Genomic DNA, 17,684 nt, shown 5'->3' with positions numbered 1-17,684 from the left:
ATGGCTAACATTCCAACTATTTCCTTCGACGCCATCATCATTGGTGGCGGCGGTGCTGGCATGCGCGCAGCGCTGCAGCTGGCTCAGGGTGGTCACAAGACTGCCGTGATCACCAAGGTGTTCCCAACGCGTTCCCACACCGTATCGGCCCAGGGTGGCATCACCTGCGCCATCGCGTCCGCCGACCCGAACGATGACTGGCGCTGGCACATGTACGATACCGTCAAGGGTTCCGACTACATCGGTGACCAGGACGCTATCGAATACATGTGTCAGGAAGGCCCGGCTGCGGTGTTCGAGCTGGACCACATGGGTCTGCCGTTCTCCCGTACCGAGCAAGGTCGTATCTACCAGCGTCCATTCGGCGGCCAGTCGAAGGATTACGGTAAAGGCGGCCAGGCTGCCCGTACCTGCGCGGCATCCGACCGTACCGGTCACGCACTGCTGCACACCCTTTATCAAGGCAACCTGAAAGCCGGTACCACGTTCCTGAACGAGTACTACGCGGTAGACCTGGTGAAGAATGCCGACGGTGCATTTGTTGGCGTGATCGCCATCTGCATCGAAACCGGTGAAACCACCTACATCCGCGCCAACGCTACCGTTCTGGCGACGGGTGGTGCTGGTCGTATCTACGCCTCGACCACCAATGCCCTTATCAACACCGGCGACGGCGTCGGCATGGCACTGCGTGCTGGCGTACCGGTACAAGACATCGAAATGTGGCAGTTCCACCCGACCGGCATCGCCGGCGCCGGTGTACTGGTGACAGAAGGCTGCCGTGGTGAAGGTGGTTACCTGATCAACAAGCACGGTGAGCGTTTCATGGAGCGTTACGCTCCGAACGCGAAAGACCTGGCGGGTCGTGACGTTGTAGCCCGTTCGATGGTTAAAGAGATCATCGCCGGCAACGGCTGTGGCCCGAACGGCGACCACGTACTGCTCAAGCTCGATCACCTGGGCGAAGAAGTACTGCACAGCCGCCTGCCAGGCATCTGCGAACTGTCCAAGACGTTCGCACACGTTGACCCGGTCGTTGCTCCGGTTCCGGTTGTTCCGACTTGCCACTATATGATGGGCGGCGTTGCCACCAACATTCATGGCCAGGCGATCACCCAGGACAGCGAAGGTAAAGACGCCATCATCCCTGGCCTGTTCGCAGTGGGTGAAGTGGCTTGCGTATCGGTTCACGGTGCCAACCGTCTGGGCGGCAACTCGTTGCTCGACCTGGTGGTATTCGGCCGTGCTGCCGGCCTGCACCTGGAAAAGGCGCTGACCGACGGTATCCATTACGACGACGCTACCGAAGCCAACATCAACGCGGCCATGGCCCGTCTGAACGCGCTGAACGAGCGCACCGATGGCGAAGACGTAGCCACCCTGCGTCGCGAGCTGCAAAGCTGCATGCAGAACTACTTCGGTGTATTCCGTACCGGCGAATACATGCAGAAGGGTATTGCCCAGCTGGCGGATCTGCGCAAGCGCATCGCCAACGTCAAGATCAACGATAAGAGCCAGGCGTTCAACACCGCTCGTATCGAAGCCCTTGAGCTGCAAAACCTGCTGGAAGTGGCCGAAGCGACTGCAATCGCGGCCGAGGTTCGTAAAGAATCCCGTGGTGCCCACGCCCGTGAAGACTTTGAAGATCGCGACGACGAAAACTGGTTGTGCCACACCCTGTACTTCCCGGGTGACAAGCGCGTAACCAAGCGTGCCGTGAACTTCTCGCCGAAGACGGTTCCGACGTTTGAACCGAAGATTCGGACTTACTAAGGGTGGCTGCCATGTTGAAAGTCAGTGTTTATCGCTACAACCCTGATCAGGACGCCGCGCCGTTCATGCAGGAATTCCAGGTCGATACCGGTGGTAAAGACCTGATGGTGCTGGATGTACTGGCACTGATCAAAGAGCAGGACGAAGGTTTCTCCTATCGTCGCTCTTGCCGTGAAGGTGTATGCGGTTCCGACGGCATGAACATCAACGGCAAAAACGGCCTGGCGTGCATCACGCCGCTGTCGGCCGTGGTCAAAGGCAACAAGCTGATCGTTCGTCCTCTGCCAGGTTTGCCGGTTATCCGTGACCTGGTCGTCGATATGAGCATCTTCTACAAGCAATACGAGAAAGTTAAGCCGTTCCTGCAGAACGACACGCCGGCTCCGGCCATCGAGCGTCTGCAGTCCCCTGAAGAGCGTGAAAAGCTCGACGGTCTGTACGAGTGCATCCTGTGCGCTTGCTGCTCGACCTCGTGCCCGTCCTTCTGGTGGAACCCGGACAAGTTCCTGGGTCCAGCTGCGCTGCTGCAAGCCTACCGCTTCCTGGCAGACAGCCGTGACACCAAGACGTCCGAGCGTCTGGCTTCACTGGATGACCCGTTCAGCGTATTCCGCTGCCGCGGGATCATGAACTGCGTCAACGTATGTCCCAAAGGCCTGAACCCGACTAAGGCCATTGGTCACATCCGTAACATGCTGCTGCAAAGCGGCGTGTAACTGACGTTGTAGCAAAGCAGGACCGTTGTGCCCGTAAATGCTACGGCGCAGGCTTCAACCGGCGCCGTAGTTTTAACTTGAGCAGCGACTTACAAAGCCGCGGCTCTTATTTTGAAGAAATGAGACAAGCAGGGGCATTCGGGTTGGTACCCGAACTATCAGCGTGATCCTAAGTGGCTTGTTTTGGTCGCTGCACTTGGCCTTTTGCAAGCAAACTCGGTGTTTTCGCCGGTGGTGTCCCCAAATCGAGGGTGACCAAGCATGCAAGAAAGCGTGATGCAGCGCATGTGGAACAGCGGCTATCTTTCAGGTGGTAACGCTGCCTATGTGGAAGAGCTTTATGAGCTCTACCTGCACGACCCTAACGCTGTGCCAGAAGAATGGCGCACCAAATTTCAGACGTTGTCTTCAGACGGCAACGCTGCCACCGATGTATCGCATGCAACAATTCGCGATCAATTTGTGCTGCTGGCAAAGAACCAGCGCCGCGCCCAGCCGGTTTCCGCCGCAAGCGTGAGCAGCGAGCACGAGAAGAAGCAAGTTGAAGTACTGCGACTGATCCAGGCCTACCGGATGCGTGGCCACCAGGCGGCCCAGCTTGACCCGCTGGGGCTCTGGAAGCGTCCTGCACCTGCAGACCTGTCGATCAATCATTACGGCTTGACCAATGCCGATCTTGATACGACCTTCCGTGCCGGCGACCTGTTCATCGGCAAAGAGGAAGCGAGCCTACGCGAAATTCACGAAGCGTTGCAGCAGACATATTGCCGCACCATCGGCGCTGAATTTACGCACATCACCGATTCCGAGCAGCGCCACTGGTTCCAGCATCGCCTGGAAGGCGTGCGTGGCCGTCCGGTTCTGTCCGCCGACGTTCGCAGCCACCTGCTTGAGCGCGTGACCGCAGCTGAAGGCCTGGAAAAATACCTGGGTACCAAATACCCGGGCACCAAGCGTTTCGGTCTGGAAGGCGGCGAAAGCCTGATCCCGATGCTCGACGAGCTGATCCAGCGTTCCGGTTCCTACGGCACCAAGGAAATCGTGATCGGCATGGCCCACCGTGGTCGCCTGAACGTGTTGGTCAACACCTTCGGCAAGAACCCGCGTGAGCTGTTCGACGAGTTCGAAGGCAAGAAGAAGGTCGAGCTGGGTTCCGGTGACGTTAAATACCACCAGGGCTTCTCGTCCAACGTGATGACCACCGGCGGTGAAGTTCACCTGGCCATGGCCTTCAACCCATCCCACCTGGAAATCGTTTCCCCGGTGGTCGAGGGTTCGGTCCGTGCGCGTCAGGATCGTCGCAACGACGCCACCGGTGAGAAGGTTCTGCCGATTTCCATCCACGGTGACGCGGCATTCGCCGGTCAGGGCGTGGTCCTGGAAACGTTCCAGATGTCGCAGACCCGCGGCTTCAAGACCGGCGGTACCGTTCACATCGTCATCAACAACCAGGTGGGCTTCACCATCAGCAACCCGCTGGACGCACGCTCTACCGAGTACGCGACCGACGTTGCCAAGATGATCCAGGCGCCGATCCTCCATGTGAATGGTGATGATCCGGAAGCCGTGTTGTTCGTGACCCAGCTGGCTGTCGACTACCGCATGCAGTTCAAGCGTGACGTGGTCATCGACCTGGTTTGCTACCGCCGTCGCGGTCACAACGAAGCGGATGAGCCTAGCGGCACCCAACCGTTGATGTACCAGCAGATCACCAAGCAGCGCACCACCCGTGAGCTGTACGCCGAAAGCCTGACCAAGGCCGGCGTGGTTGACGATGCGCGTGTTCAGGCGAAAGTCGATGAATACCGCAACGCGCTGGACAACGGCCTGCACGTTGTGAAAAGCCTGGTCAAAGAGCCGAACAAAGAGCTGTTCGTGGACTGGCGCCCGTACCTGGGCCACGGCTGGACTGCCCGTCACGACACGTCGTTCGATCTGAAAACCCTGCAGGAACTGTCTGCCAAGCTGCTGGAAATCCCGGAAGGCTTCGTCGTACAGCGCCAGGTTGCGAAGATCTACGAAGACCGTCAGAAGATGCAAGCCGGCGGCCTGCCGATCAACTGGGGTTACGCCGAAACCATGGCGTACGCGACCCTGGCGTTCGAAGGTCACCCGATCCGCATGACCGGCCAGGACATCGGCCGTGGTACGTTCTCGCACCGTCACGCGGTTCTGCACAACCAGAAAGACGCAACCACCTACGTACCACTGCAACACCTGTACGAAGGCCAGCCACGTTTCGACCTGTACGATTCGTTCCTGTCCGAAGAAGCCGTACTGGCGTTCGAATACGGTTACTCGACCACCACGCCAAACGCGCTGGTGATCTGGGAAGCCCAGTTCGGCGACTTCGCCAACGGTGCCCAAGTGGTGATCGACCAGTTCATCACCAGCGGCGAGCACAAGTGGGGCCGCCTGTGCGGTCTGACCATGTTGCTGCCACACGGTTATGAAGGTCAGGGTCCTGAGCACTCCTCGGCCCGTCTGGAGCGTTACCTGCAGCTGTGCGCCGAGCACAACATCCAGGTGTGCGTACCGACGACCCCGGCCCAGATCTACCACTTGCTGCGTCGCCAGGTGATCCGCCCGCTGCGCAAGCCGCTGGTAGTGCTGACCCCGAAATCGCTGCTGCGTCACAAATTGGCCATCTCGACCCTGGAAGATCTGGCGGATGGTTCGTTCCAGACCGTGATCCCGGAAATCGACACGCTGGACGCGGCCAAAGTGACTCGCCTGATCCTGTGCAGCGGCAAGGTCTACTACGACTTGCTGGAAAAACGCCGTGCCGAAGGCCGCGAAGACATCGCCATCGTGCGTATCGAGCAGCTTTACCCGTTCCCGGAAGACGACCTGATGGAGGCCATTGCGCCTTACACCAACCTCACTAACGTGGTGTGGTGCCAGGAAGAGCCGATGAACCAGGGCGCGTGGTACAGCAGCCAGCATCACCTGCGTCGCAGCATGGGTAACCACAACAAGGCGCTGAACCTGGAGTACGCCGGTCGCGATGCTTCTGCTGCACCTGCATGTGGTTATGCGTCGATGCACGCCGAGCAGCAGGAAAAACTGCTGCAAGATGCTTTCACTGTTTAACGCCTTCGCGCTGACTGAAACCGAATTTTAAGGACCCACAGATAATGGCTATCGAAATCAAAGCCCCGTCATTCCCGGAATCGGTTGCCGATGGCACCGTTGCCACCTGGCACAAGAAACCAGGCGACGCTGTAAAGCGTGACGACCTGATCGTCGACATCGAGACCGACAAAGTCGTTCTGGAAGTGTTGGCTGAAGCTGACGGCGTACTGGGCGCAATCGTTGCCGAAGAAGGCGCTACCGTTCTGTCGAACCAGGTTCTGGGTTCGATCGAGGAGGGCAGCGCTGCTGCCGCTGCTCCTGCCGCTGCTGCACCGGCCGCCGCGGCTGCTCCAGCTGCCGCTCCTGCTGCTGGCGCTGAAGACCCGATCGCTGCACCGGCTGCCCGTCAGCTGGCTGAAGAGAACGGCATCAACCTGGCTTCCGTAAAAGGCACCGGCAAAGACGGTCGCATCACCAAGGAAGACGTGGTTGCTGCTGTTGAAGCCAAGAAGAACGCTCCAGCTGCTGCACCTGCCAAGGCGGCTGCCCCGGCTGCCGCTGCGCCGGTGTTCGCTGCTGGCGACCGCACCGAGAAGCGCGTTCCGATGACCCGTGTACGTGCCACCGTGGCCAAGCGCCTGGTTGAAGCACAATCGAACATGGCGATGCTGACCACCTTCAACGAAGTCGACATGACCGAAGTCATGGCGTTGCGTTCGAAGTACAAGGATCTCTTTGAGAAGAGCCATAACGGCGTGCGTTTGGGCTTCATGTCGTTCTTCGTGAAAGCGGCCACCGAAGCGCTGAAACGCTTCCCGGCAGTCAACGCTTCGATCGACGGCAACGACATCGTTTACCACGGCTATGCAGACATCGGCGTTGCCGTGTCCAGCGACCGCGGCCTGGTGGTTCCGGTTCTGCGTAACGCCGAACTGATGAGCCTGGCTGAAATCGAAGGCGGCATCGCCACCTTCGGCAAGAAAGCCCGTGACGGCAAGCTGACCATCGACGAGATGACCGGCGGTACCTTCACCATCACCAACGGTGGTACCTTCGGTTCGATGATGTCGACGCCGATCGTCAACCCACCACAAGCTGCGATCCTGGGCATGCACAACATCATCCAGCGTCCTATGGCCATCAACGGCCAGGTCGTGATCCGTCCGATGATGTACCTGGCGCTGTCCTACGATCACCGCCTGATCGATGGTAAAGAAGCCGTGACTTTCCTGGTGACCATCAAGAACCTGCTGGAAGACCCGGCTCGTCTGCTGCTGGATATCTGATAGAAGCAGCTGCAGGCCCTGGGGCAAACTGCCAGTCAAGGCAGCTTGACCCTGGGCTTGCGGCTTGAAAGCTTGCTGCTAAATAGAGGAACTATTTTCATGTCGCAGAAATTTGACGTTGTAGTGATTGGTGCAGGTCCTGGCGGCTATGTTGCCGCCATCAAGGCCGCACAACTGGGCCTCTCGACTGCTTGCATCGAAAAATACACCGACAAGGAAGGCAAACTGGCACTGGGCGGTACCTGCCTGAACGTCGGTTGCATTCCTTCCAAGGCGCTGCTGGACAGCTCCTGGAAATTCCACGAAGCCCAAGACGGCTTCGCGATCCACGGCATCAACCACGCTGGCGTGACCATGGACGTGCCAGCAATGGTCGGCCGTAAAGCCAACATCGTTAAGGGCCTGACTTCCGGCGTTGCGACCTTGTTCAAGGCCAACGGTGTGACTTCCCTGCAAGGCCACGGCAAGCTGCTGGCCGGCAAGAAGATCGAAATCACCAAGCCAGACGGTTCGGTTGAAGTCATCGAAGCTGAAAACGTGATCCTGGCGCCAGGTTCGCGCCCAATCGACATTCCACCAGCTCCAGTCGACAACAACGTGATCGTTGATTCGACCGGCGCCCTGGAATTCCAGGCTGTGCCTAAGCGCCTGGGCGTGATCGGTGCTGGCGTGATCGGCCTGGAACTGGGTTCCGTATGGTCCCGCCTGGGTGCCGAAGTGACTGTCCTGGAAGCCCTGGACACGTTCCTGCTGGCCGCCGATACCGCTGTGTCCAAAGAAGCCTTGAAAACCCTGACCAAACAAGGTCTGGACATCAAGCTGGGCGCGCGCGTAACCGGCTCCAAAGTGAATGGCGAAGAAGTCGTTGTTAACTACACCGACAAAGATGGCGAAAAAACCATCACTTTCGACAAGCTGATCGTAGCCGTTGGTCGCCGTCCAGTGACCACCGACCTGCTGGCAGCCGACAGCGGCGTGACCCTCGACGAGCGCGGCTACGTGCACGTTGACGATCACTGCGCGACCACCGTGCCTGGCGTGTACGCCATCGGCGACGTGGTGCGCGGCATGATGCTGGCACACAAGGCTTCCGAAGAAGGCATCATGGTTGTCGAGCGCATCAAGGGCCATAAAACCCAGATGAACTACGACCTGATCCCATCGGTTATCTACACCCACCCGGAAATTGCATGGGTCGGCAAGAACGAACAGCAGTTGAAAGCTGAAGGCGTTGAAGTTAACGTCGGCACCTTCCCGTTTGCCGCTTCTGGCCGTGCCATGGCAGCCAACGACACCGGTGGTTTTGTCAAAGTCATCGCTGATGCCAAGACTGACCGCGTATTGGGCGTCCACGTGATTGGCCCAAGCGCTGCAGAACTGGTTCAGCAAGGCGCTATCGGTATGGAATTCGGCACCAGCGCCGAAGACCTGGGCATGATGGTCTTCTCCCATCCGACCCTGTCCGAAGCGTTGCACGAAGCTGCGTTGGCAGTGAATGGCGGCGCCATCCACATCGCCAACCGCAAGAAGCGCTAAGCGAGATAATAAGAAACCACGGCGGAGTTGCCCGTCGTGAGCCTTGCGCGCAAGACTCACCGCGGAATATCCGCTGGACGCAGTCTTTCGCAGCTTTACGGGCGTTAAGCCCCGCAAGTTGCGCAAGCAGCAGTCACAGGTGGCGCGGCACTCATAATGAGCGCAGCGCCGAATGCGCAGTACCTAACGAAGACGGTAAAAAGCATGAATCTTCACGAGTATCAGGGTAAGCAGCTGTTCGCTGAATACGGCCTGCCAGTATCCAAGGGCTACGCAGTAGACACCCCGGAAGCAGCAGCAGAAGCTTGCGACAAAATCGGCGGCACTGAATGGGTTGTCAAAGCCCAGGTTCACGCCGGTGGTCGCGGTAAAGCGGGCGGCGTTAAGCTGGTTCGCAGCAAAGAAGACGCCAAGGCCTTCGCACAGCAGTGGCTGGGCAAGCGTCTGGTGACTTACCAGACTGATGCCAATGGCCAACCAGTCACCAAGATCCTGGTTGAATCGTGCACTGATATCGCTAAAGAGCTGTACCTGGGCGCTGTCGTTGACCGTTCGAGCCGTCGCATCGTGTTCATGGCTTCCACCGAAGGTGGCGTGGACATCGAGAAGATCGCTCACGAAACCCCAGAAAAAATTCTGAAAGCCACCATCGATCCACTGGTTGGCGCTCAGCCATTCCAGGGTCGCGAGCTGGCTTTCCAGCTGGGCCTGGAAGGCAAGCAAGTTGCCCAGTTCGCCAAGATCTTCGTAGGTCTGGCCAAACTGTTCCAGGATCACGATCTGGCCCTGCTGGAAGTGAACCCGCTGGTGATCAAGGCTGACGGCGATCTGCACTGCCTGGACGCCAAGATCAACATCGACGCCAACGCCATGTACCGTCAGCCTAAGCTGAAGACTTTCCACGATCCGTCGCAAGACGATCCGCGCGAAGCGCACGCTGCCAAGTTCGAACTGAACTACGTAGCCCTGGAAGGTAACATCGGTTGCATGGTCAACGGTGCTGGCCTGGCCATGGGTACCATGGACATCGTCAACCTGCATGGCGGCAAACCAGCCAACTTCCTCGACGTAGGCGGTGGTGCTACCAAAGAACGCGTGACCGAAGCCTTCAAGATCATCCTGTCCGACTCCAACGTCGCTGCAGTATTGGTCAACATCTTCGGCGGCATCGTTCGTTGCGACATGATTGCCGAAGGCATCATCGGTGCAGTGAAAGAAGTCGGCGTTAAAATCCCGGTTGTTGTTCGCCTTGAAGGTAACAATGCTGAACTGGGCGCTAAAGTACTGGCAGAAAGCGGTTTGAACATCATCGCGGCTACCAGCCTGACCGACGCTGCTCAACAAGTTGTTAAAGCTGCGGAGGGCAAATAATGAGCGTCCTGATCAATAAAGACACCAAAGTTATCTGCCAGGGTATTACCGGTTCGCAAGGTAGTTTCCACACCCAGCAAGCCATCGAATACGGCACCAAGATGGTTGGCGGCGTAACTCCGGGCAAAGGCGGCACCGAGCACCTGGGCCTGCCAGTGTTCAACACCGTGAAAGACGCTGTAGCTGCCACTGGCGCCACCGCCAGCGTGATCTACGTTCCAGCTCCTTTCTGCAAGGACTCGATCCTGGAAGCGGCATTCGGCGGCATCAAGCTGATCGTCTGCATCACCGAAGGCATTCCTACCCTGGACATGCTGGACGCTAAAGTTAAGTGCGACGAGCTGGGCGTAGTCCTGATCGGCCCTAACTGCCCAGGCGTGATCACTCCAGGCGAATGCAAGATCGGCATCATGCCAGGTCACATTCACTTGCCAGGCAAAGTCGGTATCGTTTCCCGTTCCGGCACCCTGACCTACGAAGCTGTTAAGCAGACCACTGACGCCGGTTTCGGTCAGTCGACTTGCGTCGGCATCGGCGGTGACCCGATCCCAGGTTCGAACTTCATCGACATCCTGAAGCTGTTCCAGGAAGACCCGAAGACCGAAGCGATCGTGATGATCGGTGAGATCGGCGGTTCGGCTGAAGAAGAAGCGGCTGCCTACATCAAGGCACACGTGACCAAGCCGGTTGTTTCCTACATCGCTGGTGTGACTGCCCCTGCTGGCAAGCGCATGGGCCATGCTGGCGCAATCATCTCTGGCGGCAAAGGCACTGCAGACGAGAAATTCGCTGCTCTGCAAGACGCAGGCGTTAAAACCGTGCGTTCGCTGGCAGACATCGGCAAGGCCCTGGCCGAGCTGACCGGTTGGGCTGTCAAGTAAGCCTCGCGCTTAGCTGACGCTTTACCAACACAAAGGCCACCTTCGGGTGGCCTTTGTGTTTTCCGCGTTTGCCCATTTGTTGGACGTCTACTCGGTCAACTGTGGGAGCTGGCTTGCCTGCGATAGCGGTGCGTCAGCCACCGAAAATGCTGGATGACACACCGCTATCGCAGGCAAGCCAGCTCCCACACGGGGTCGGGTTGTCAAATAAGGTATGAAAACGCGACATGAAGATGTCGCTTATCGGACAGTTCGCCCCGCAACAGTGCGTTCGTCAGCCAATTTCTGTAACCTAGCCGCCTCTTTATGCGTTCGCATCCCAAAAGGAAGCCACGCGCTAGACCGGTCGGCCGCCATAAGGGCCGGCAGCATTTCCCTCATCCATAGGGAATCCCTCTCTAAATTCCGATTCAGTAGTGTGGTATTTCCTCAAATGAAAGTGTTGAAAAGCCAGGATATCCTGGCGTTGGGCTTTATGACGTTTGCCCTGTTCGTGGGCGCCGGCAACATCATCTTCCCGCCTATCGTTGGTTTGCAGTCCGGGCCTCACGTCTGGATGGCAGCGCTGGGTTTCTTGATCACGGCAGTGGGCCTGCCGGTGGTCACCGTGATCGCCCTGGCCAAGGTCGGTGGCGGCATGGACGCGTTGAGTAGCCCGATCGGCAAGATCGCCGGTGGCCTGCTCGCGGCGGCGGCGTATCTGGCGGTAGGGCCGCTGTTCGCTACCCCGCGTACTGCGACCGTGTCCTTTGAAGTGGGCCTGGCGCCACTGACCGGCGAAAGCCCGCTGGCGCTGTTCCTCTACAGCTCGGTGTACTTCCTGGTGGTGTTCTTTGTGTCCCTGTACCCGGGCCGACTGCTGGACACCGTGGGTCGCTTCCTTGCACCGCTGAAGATCATCGCTCTGGCCATCCTGGGTATCGCCGCATTTGCCTTGCCGGCCGGTGAAGTGGGTGTGGCAACGCCGGAATACGTAGCTGCACCGTTCTCCCAAGGCTTCATCAATGGTTACCTGACCATGGATACCCTGGGCGCGCTGGTGTTCGGCATCGTGATCGTCAACGCGATCCGCTCCCGGGGCGTCGAGTCGCCAAAACTGATTACTCGCTACGCCATCATCGCTGGCCTGATCGCCGGTGTCGGTCTGGCACTGGTGTATATCAGCCTGTTCCGCCTCGGTTCGGGCAGCCATGCGGTTGCCGCCGGGGCCAGCAATGGCGCAGCGGTGCTGCACGCCTATGTGCAACACACCTTTGGTTCCCTGGGCAGCGGCTTCCTGGCCGTGCTGATCTCCCTGGCGTGCCTGGTGACGGCGGTGGGCCTGACCTGCGCCTGCGCCGAGTACTTCAGCCGTATCCTGCCGTTGTCCTACAAGGCGCTGGTGGTGATCCTGGCGCTGTTCTCGCTGTTCGTGTCCAACCTGGGCCTGACCAAGCTGATTGCGTTCTCGATCCCGGTGCTCACCGCGATCTACCCGCCATGTATCGTGCTGGTGGCCCTGAGCTTCTGCAAAGACTTCTGGCAGGAGCAGGGCCGTATCGTGGGCCCGGTGATGCTGGTGTCGTTCATCTTTGGTTGCATCGATGCGCTTAAGGGCGCAGGCCTGGCGGATTGGATGCCATCGCAACTGGCGCACCTGCCGCTGAGCGAGCAGGGCTTGGCGTGGCTGGTGCCTTCGGTGATGACCCTGGCTGTCGCGGTAGTGGTTGACCGTATGCTGGGCAAGCGCAGCGAAGCGATCGCTTAAACGCTTTTGACGCTGTACAGAAATGCCCCGTATCAATCGATACGGGGCATTTTTTATGGGGATCAGGCAGTGTCTTTTCGCCTGAGCTGGCGTCGAAACAGCATTCCAAAATTGAAATGTGGTCAGTGTGGGAGCTGGCTTGCCTGCGATAGCGGGGTATCAGCCAGTCTGTTCAGTGGCTGACACACCGCTATCGCAGGCAAGCCCGCTCCCACAAGGGCTGTGCTCGTCATTCCTGTAACGCACAAGGACCCGCATGTCGTTCATCGAAACCAATCAGATCCACCTGCTCGCCGCCTTCTGGTTTGCCCTGTGCTGGGGCGGTTACACCCGTTATGCCACCTGGAAAGCCCGGGACACGGCCTGCCTGGCCAGCGTGCTGCACCTGTATCGCGAGGACTGGATGCGCCGCATGCTGCTGCGCGACAACCGTATCGCCGATGCCAGTGTGATCGGCAATCTGGAGCGCAACGCGTCGTTCTTTGCGTCCAGCACCTTGATCATCCTGGCCGGCATTCTCACCGTCCTCGGCGCTTCCGAGCGGGCGGTGTCGTTGTTGGCGGATATTCCCATGGTGCAGCAGGCGTCCCAGGGCATGTCGGAAATCAAGCTGCTGTGCCTGGCGCTGGTGTTTGTCTACGCGTTCTTCACGTTCAGCTGGTGCATGCGTCAATACAACTTTGCGGCGGTGTTGGTCGGCTCGGCGCCCATGATCGGAGAGCGCCATGTGTCGGAGCAGGAGCGCAATGCATTTGCCCTGCGCGCAGCGCGGGTGATCTCCATGGCGGCCAACCAGTTCAACTTTGGCCTGCGCTCTTATTACTTCGGCATGACCATGCTGGCGTGGTTTGTCAGCCCTTGGTTGTTCATGTTGATGAGCAGCGGGGTGGTACTGGTGCTGTACCGCCGTGAGTTTCACTCTGATGTACTGCAGGTGATGGTCTATACCCCCACGGATACACCGTTACCCGAGCCCGCCAAAGAGCCTGCTTAATCCATTCAGTGTATTAACGCTCGGACTAAAAACGGCAGACAAAGAAAAGCCCGCTATCTAAGCGGGCTTTCTTTATTGCAACAAAGCTATTTCGAGCCGCGGTCTCAAGAACCGGTGGCAGGGGTAGCAGGTGCTGCTTCTTTTGCGGCGGCTTCGTTCGATTCAGCCTGAGCTTTGGCAGCATCGGCGTTTTCTTTCGCAGCGTCGTTCACTTTATCCTGAGCCTTCGCCATGTCTTTCTGAGCTTGCTCAGAGTGTGCGGCGGCGTCTTGGGCTTTGTCTTCGGATTTCTTGTCGCAGGCAGCGAGACCGAGGGCAGCGGCGAGCATCATGGAAATAGCTAAAGTCTTGCGCATGGGGTGTTTCTCCTTATTGAAGATATCTACTGGCCTTTCGAGCATGGCGGTTCGGCATTAGTTCCTTTTGTTTCATAGATATATAAATCGCTGACTGGCAGGAACTTTTGCCTGTGCCCCTCATTCGCGGATCAACACTAATAAGAGTCTGAAAAGAATGACCGAAAATCCCCTGTTAGAGCGTGCGACGCGTTTTGTATCGGCCTTGCGCCATTGCCAGGTATTGGGCATTACCGTTCATCAGGCCAGCGAGGAGGGCATCACACTGCTGTTGCCCTACAGCCCCCCTATCATCGGTGACCCCCAGACCGGAGTGATCCACGGCGGCGCGCTGACCTCTTTGATGGACACCGCCTGCGGCATGGCCACCCTGTGCGTGCTGCCGGAGTTCGAGGTATGCCCGACCCTCGACCTGCGTGTCGACTACATGCACCCCGCCGAACCCCACAAGCCGGTCTACGGCTTCGCGCAATGTTACCGAGTCACCACCGATGTGATCTTTACCCGTGGCTTCGCCTACCAGGATGACCCGCAGCAGCCCATCGCCCATGTCGTGGGCACGTTCATGCGCATGGGCAAACGTCTCAAGGGCACCCAAGGGCTGGGCAACGCCATCAAGGGAGCGCAGGCATGACACACCGGTTCAAGACCCGCCTCGAGCAGGCCCATGAGCGTGGTGATTACGCGGCGCTGCTCAACCTGATCCCCTACGCCAAGCTGATCGGCATTGAATGCACCCGTCAAGGGGATGAGTTGTTGTTCCGCCTGCCAGCCAACAAGGACAATATTGGTAACCCCATATTGCCGGCCCTGCACGGTGGCGTGATTGCCGGCTTCATGGAGCTGTCGGCGGCTTTGCACCTGCTGGTCTTCACCGGCTCGCCTGGCTTGCCGAAAATCATCGACTTCTCCCTGGATTATCTGCGCGCCGGGCAGGCCCGCGACACCTACGCCAAATGCCAGGTATGGCGACAGGGGCGGCGCGTGGCGAACGTGGCGATTACCGCCTGGCAGAGCACCCCGGCCGAACCGATTGCCACTGCCCGTGCACATTTCAAGATCGAGGAACCGGCTCGCCCTTGAAATCCCTGTCTTAGCCCCCAACTTTGATGACAACCCGCCGCTCACCCTCGAGGGGGCGGCCACTGCCATCCAATTGGAGTTTGATGACCATGAGTGTGGAAACTCAAAAGGAAACCCTGGGCTTCCAGACCGAGGTGAAGCAACTGCTGCACCTCATGATCCATTCGCTGTATTCCAACAAGGAAATCTTCCTTCGCGAATTGATCTCGAACGCCTCTGACGCTGTCGACAAATTACGTTTCGAAGCCCTGTCCAAGCCTGAGTTGCTGGAAGGTGGCGCCGAACTGAAAATCCGTGTGAGCTTCGACAAGGACGCCAAGACCGTCACCCTCGAAGACAACGGTATCGGCATGAGCCGTGACGATGCGATCACCCACCTGGGGACCATCGCCAAGTCCGGCACCGCCGATTTCATGAAGAACCTCTCGGGCGACCAGAAGAAAGATTCGCACCTGATCGGCCAGTTCGGCGTGGGCTTCTACTCGGCCTTCATCGTGGCCGACAAGGTTGAAGTGTTCAGCCGTCGTGCCGGCCTCGCGGCCAGCGAAGGTGTGCACTGGGCTTCCAAAGGCGAGGGCGAGTTCGAAATCGCCACTATCGACAAGGCTGACCGTGGCACCCGCATCGTACTGCACCTTAAATCCGGCGAAGACGAGTTCGCCGACGGCTGGCGCCTGCGCAACATCATCAAGAAGTACTCCGACCACATCGCACTGCCGATCGAGCTGCCTAAAGAACAGGCTGCCGCCGAAGGTGAAGACAAGCCTGCCCTGGAATGGGAAGTGGTCAACCGCGCCAGCGCCTTGTGGACCCGTCCGCGTACCGAAGTCAAGGACGAGGAATACCAGGAGTTCTACAAGCACATCGCCCACGACTACGAAAACCCGCTGAGCTGGAGCCACAACAAGGTCGAAGGCAAGCTGGAATACAGCTCGCTGCTGTACGTGCCGGCCCGCGCGCCGTTCGACCTGTACCAGCGTGAAGCGCCGAAGGGCCTGAAGCTCTACGTGCAGCGCGTGTTCGTGATGGACCAGGCGGAATCCTTCCTGCCGCTGTACCTGCGCTTCATCAAGGGTGTGGTCGACTCCAACGACCTGTCGCTGAACGTGTCGCGGGAAATCCTGCAGAAAGACCCGATCATCGACTCCATGAAGTCGGCGCTGACCAAGCGCGTACTCGACATGCTGGAAAAACTGGCGAAGAACGAGCCTGAGCAATACAAGGGCTTCTGGAAAAACTTCGGCCAGGTGATGAAAGAAGGCCCGGCTGAAGATTTCGCCAACAAGGAAAAAATCGCTGGCCTGCTGCGCTTCGCTTCCACTCAGGAAGAAGGTGGCGAGCAAGTGGTGTCCCTGGCCGAGTACCTGGCACGCGCCAAGGAAGGTCAGGACAAGATCTACTACCTGACCGGCGAAACCTACGCTCAGGTCAAGAACAGCCCGCACCTGGAAGTCTTCCGCAAGAAAGGCATCGAAGTGCTGCTGCTGACCGACCGTATCGATGAGTGGCTGATGAGCTACCTCAGCGAGTTCGACGGCAAGACCTTCGTCGACGTGGCCCGTGGTGACCTGGACCTGGGTAACCTGGACTCCGAAGAAGAGAAGAAGGAGGCCGAAGAAGTCGCCAAGGCCAAAGAAGGTTTGGTGGAGCGCATCAAGACCGCCTTGGGCGAGGCCGTCAGCGAAGTGCGGGTATCGCACCGCCTGACCGACTCCCCGGCGATCCTGGCCATTGGCGAGCAGGACCTGGGCATGCAGATGCGCCAGATCCTCGAAGCCAGCGGGCAGAAGGTGCCGGATTCCAAGCCGATCTTCGAATTCAACCCGGCTCACCCGCTGATCGAGAAGCTCGACGGCGAGCAGAGCGAAGAGCGTTTTGGCGACCTGTCGCACATCCTCTTCGACCAGGCGGCCCTGGCCGCTGGCGACAGCCTGAAAGACCCGGCGGCCTACGTGCGCCGACTGAACAAGCTGTTGGTTGAACTGTCGGTTTAACACCGTTGTAGAAAAACCCGCTTCGGCGGGTTTTTTCGTTCTAGCGCACCTCAACTGGAGTAAATGATGAGCCAAGTCACTGTACGTTCCGTGGTCTATCAGATTGATGGCCAGTCTTATGAAAGCCGTCTGGCGTTCGATGCCAGCCACAAAGGGGCGCTGCCAGGCCTGTTGATGGCGCCGAACTGGATGGGTGTGAGTGCAGGTGCTGAAGAGATCGCCAAGAGCGTGGCCAGCAAGGGCTACGTGGTGCTGATCGCCGACCTGTATGGGCAGACCGTGCGTCCGTCGAATGGCGATGAAGCCGGCGCGGCGATGATGCCGTTGAAAAATGACAACCCGCAACTGCTCAAGCGCATGCAGGCGGCGTTCGAGCAACTCAAGGCCCAGGCCGAGGTGGATACTTCGAAACTGGCGACCTTCGGATTCTGCTTTGGCGGCTTCTGCTCGCTGGAACTGGCGCGTACCGGTGCACCCTTGAAGGCGGCCGTATCGTTCCACGGCACCATCGACACCCAGAACCCGGACGGCGCAAAACACGTCAAGGGCTCGGTGCTGGTGCTGCACGGTGCTTCCGACCCATTGGTGCCGAAAGAGCAGTTGCCGAAGTTTGAAGAAGAAATGAACGCGGCTGGCGTAGATTGGCAGCTTCTGAGCTATGGCGGTGCGGTGCATTCCTTTACCGACCCGCACGCCAACGTGCCGGGCAAGATGATGTACGACGCCAAGACGGCCAAGCGGGCATTCACCTCGATGCACAATTTGCTGGATGAAGTGTTCAAGGCCTGATTTTTTCAGCGCCTGTTCCGGCCTCTTCGCGGGCAAGCCCGCTCCCATATTCGACCGTATTTTACCTGTTGGAATGCGGTCAA

The 17,684-nt window shown here is 58.7% G+C and carries 14 protein-coding genes; 13 read left to right on the top strand and 1 reads right to left on the bottom strand.

Annotated features, from left to right (window positions below; all coding sequences use genetic code 11):
• From sdhA to M2394_RS17225, 9 genes are all read left to right on the top strand, one after another.
• Entirely contained in the window at nucleotides 1-1,773 is a 1,773-nt protein-coding gene (gene sdhA, locus M2394_RS17265; RefSeq protein ID WP_176996495.1) for a succinate dehydrogenase flavoprotein subunit, read from the top strand.
• Between the two features lie 11 nt (nucleotides 1,774-1,784).
• Nucleotides 1,785-2,489 carry a succinate dehydrogenase iron-sulfur subunit gene (locus M2394_RS17260; RefSeq protein WP_003172807.1) on the top strand — a complete coding sequence of 235 codons (705 nt, stop codon included), beginning with the start codon at nucleotides 1,785-1,787 and terminating at the stop codon, nucleotides 2,487-2,489.
• A gap of 261 nt (nucleotides 2,490-2,750) precedes the next feature.
• Nucleotides 2,751-5,582 (top strand): 2-oxoglutarate dehydrogenase E1 component, encoded by a 2,832-nt coding sequence (locus M2394_RS17255; protein ID WP_178921962.1) that lies wholly within the window; start codon nucleotides 2,751-2,753, stop codon nucleotides 5,580-5,582.
• 44 nt (nucleotides 5,583-5,626) lie between these two features.
• Nucleotides 5,627-6,850 (top strand): 2-oxoglutarate dehydrogenase complex dihydrolipoyllysine-residue succinyltransferase, encoded by a 1,224-nt coding sequence (gene odhB / locus M2394_RS17250; protein WP_017255679.1) that lies wholly within the window; start codon nucleotides 5,627-5,629, stop codon nucleotides 6,848-6,850.
• A gap of 99 nt (nucleotides 6,851-6,949) precedes the next feature.
• Entirely contained in the window at nucleotides 6,950-8,386 is a 1,437-nt protein-coding gene (lpdA, locus tag M2394_RS17245) for a dihydrolipoyl dehydrogenase (RefSeq protein WP_178921960.1), read from the top strand.
• A gap of 204 nt (nucleotides 8,387-8,590) precedes the next feature.
• Nucleotides 8,591-9,757, top strand: coding sequence for an ADP-forming succinate--CoA ligase subunit beta (gene sucC, locus M2394_RS17240; protein WP_003233235.1), 1,167 nt, complete (start codon nucleotides 8,591-8,593; stop codon nucleotides 9,755-9,757).
• Nucleotides 9,757-10,638 carry a succinate--CoA ligase subunit alpha gene (gene sucD / locus M2394_RS17235; protein ID WP_003172813.1) on the top strand — a complete coding sequence of 294 codons (882 nt, stop codon included), beginning with the start codon at nucleotides 9,757-9,759 and terminating at the stop codon, nucleotides 10,636-10,638. Before sucC ends, sucD begins: the two co-directional genes overlap by 1 nt.
• Nucleotides 10,639-11,071: 433 nt before the next feature.
• Nucleotides 11,072-12,385: a branched-chain amino acid transport system II carrier protein gene (gene brnQ, locus M2394_RS17230; RefSeq protein WP_178921958.1), complete on the top strand. Its 1,314-nt coding sequence runs from the start codon at nucleotides 11,072-11,074 to the stop codon at nucleotides 12,383-12,385.
• A gap of 256 nt (nucleotides 12,386-12,641) precedes the next feature.
• Nucleotides 12,642-13,379 carry a DUF599 domain-containing protein gene (locus M2394_RS17225; protein ID WP_178921956.1) on the top strand — a complete coding sequence of 246 codons (738 nt, stop codon included), beginning with the start codon at nucleotides 12,642-12,644 and terminating at the stop codon, nucleotides 13,377-13,379.
• Nucleotides 13,380-13,483: 104 nt separating this feature from the next.
• Here the strand turns inward: M2394_RS17225 and M2394_RS17220 are convergent, their stop codons facing one another.
• Complete coding sequence (locus M2394_RS17220; RefSeq protein WP_010211724.1) at nucleotides 13,484-13,735, bottom strand: hypothetical protein; 252 nt, start codon at nucleotides 13,733-13,735, stop codon at nucleotides 13,484-13,486.
• 157 nt (nucleotides 13,736-13,892) lie between these two features.
• On the opposite strand from M2394_RS17220, the gene M2394_RS17215 reads away from it, so the two are divergent.
• From M2394_RS17215 to M2394_RS17200, 4 genes are all read left to right on the top strand, one after another.
• Complete coding sequence (locus M2394_RS17215; RefSeq protein ID WP_178921954.1) at nucleotides 13,893-14,369, top strand: PaaI family thioesterase; 477 nt, start codon at nucleotides 13,893-13,895, stop codon at nucleotides 14,367-14,369.
• Nucleotides 14,366-14,818: a PaaI family thioesterase gene (locus tag M2394_RS17210; RefSeq protein WP_259173252.1), complete on the top strand. Its 453-nt coding sequence runs from the start codon at nucleotides 14,366-14,368 to the stop codon at nucleotides 14,816-14,818. The genes M2394_RS17215 and M2394_RS17210 overlap by 4 nt, the downstream gene beginning before the upstream one ends.
• 89 nt (nucleotides 14,819-14,907) lie before the next feature.
• Nucleotides 14,908-16,812: a molecular chaperone HtpG gene (htpG, locus tag M2394_RS17205; RefSeq protein ID WP_259173251.1), complete on the top strand. Its 1,905-nt coding sequence runs from the start codon at nucleotides 14,908-14,910 to the stop codon at nucleotides 16,810-16,812.
• A gap of 66 nt (nucleotides 16,813-16,878) precedes the next feature.
• A complete protein-coding gene (locus tag M2394_RS17200) occupies nucleotides 16,879-17,601 on the top strand; it encodes a dienelactone hydrolase family protein (RefSeq protein ID WP_178921947.1) in 723 nt (240 codons plus the stop codon).
• Nucleotides 17,602-17,684 lie beyond the last annotated feature (83 nt).

This window comes from Pseudomonas sp. BIGb0164 (assembly GCF_024810135.1).
GTDB lineage: Bacteria > Pseudomonadota > Gammaproteobacteria > Pseudomonadales > Pseudomonadaceae > Aquipseudomonas.
Note: the sequence above shows the minus strand (reverse complement) of the source record. Positions and strands in the feature narration are given on the sequence as shown.